Source organism: Rhodanobacter terrae (assembly GCF_042657005.1).
In the GTDB taxonomy this organism is placed as follows: domain Bacteria; phylum Pseudomonadota; class Gammaproteobacteria; order Xanthomonadales; family Rhodanobacteraceae; genus Rhodanobacter; species Rhodanobacter terrae.
Window position 1 is genome coordinate 1 of record NZ_JBHSNG010000074.1, and the last position, 1,200, is coordinate 1,200.

The 1,200-nt window shown below is 61.7% G+C and carries 1 protein-coding gene; it reads right to left on the reverse strand.

The window, feature by feature from the left end; all coding sequences use genetic code 11:
* Window positions 1-18: 18 nt before the first annotated feature.
* Window positions 19-1,127, reverse strand: a protein-coding gene (locus ACFPPB_RS20275; RefSeq protein WP_377330467.1) for an IS3 family transposase whose coding sequence is annotated in 2 segments (ribosomal slippage) — window positions 19-866 and window positions 866-1,127 — 1,110 coding nt in all. Because the reading frame shifts where the segments join, the coding sequence is not laid out codon by codon here.
* Window positions 1,128-1,200 lie beyond the last annotated feature (73 nt).

Consider the following 1,200-nt stretch of genomic DNA (forward strand, 5'->3'; position numbering starts at 1 on the left):
GTGTCGACTCCCCGTAAATCAGTGCCACGCTAAATCAGAGGTCGCCGGATCGTTTTGAATCCGAAACTCGGCGGGCGTCAGCCCGTCGAGGCTGTCGTGAGGGATCTCGTTGTTGTAGTCGGCAACCCATCGCTCGGCCTGCTCGCGCACTTCGGTGAGATTGCGGAAGATGTGCATGTCGAGCACGCCGCGCCGGAAGCTGCCATTGAAGCGCTCGATGAAGCCGTTCTGCATCGGTCGGCCCGGCTCGATGAAGTCCAGCGTGATGCTTTTGCGTTCCGCCCACTCGGCCAATGCCAACGCAATGAATTCCGGGCCGTTGTCCAGGCGCAGCTTGGTGGGGTAGCCGCGCCAAGCGGCGATGCGTTCCAGCGTGCGAATGACGCGCGTGGCAGGCAGGTTGAGATCGACTTCGACCGCCAGCGCTTCGCGGCTGAAGTCATCAATGACGTTGAAGGTGCGGAAGCGCCGACCGTCCCACAAAGCATCGGACATGAAGTCGATCGACCAGCTGTTGTTGATCTGCTCACCAGCCACCAGTGGCATCGGGTGCCGATTCGGCACCCGCTTCTTGCCGCGACGGCGGCGATTGAGCTGCATCAGGCAATACACGCGCCACACCCTCTTGTGGTTCCATACCAGTCCGCGACGGCGAATAAGCTGGAACAGCTTGTCGAAGCCCCGCTCGGGGAAACGCTCAGCCAGCTCGGCGAGCAAGGCGATCACCGCCTCGTCCCGATCCGGACGGCGCCGATACCGCGCCGTCGAACGCGACAGCCCTACCGCCTGACAAGCCCGGCGCTCGCTCCAGTCGTGACAGTCCATCAGCCACGAGATGAGCGGGCGCTTGTGCGCCGGGTCTACAACTTTTTTGCGATGAGATCCTTCAGCGCGTGGTTCTCCATCGCCAGCTCGGCATACATACGCTTGAGCTTGGCATGCTCCGCTTCGACGTCCCGCAACCGCTGCACGTCTGACGCTTCCATGCCGCCGTACTTGGACTTCCATACGTAGTAGGTCGCGTCCGATATGCCCAGCTCGCGGCACACATCCTTGACCTGGCGACCGCCTTCGACCTGCTTCAGCGTCGCGACGATCTGACTTTCGGTGAACTTGCTCTTGCGCATCGTGGGTCTCCTTGGGGCTAGTTTGCCCGGAGACCTCTGCTTATGCCTGGATCAAGTTTACGGGGAGTCGACA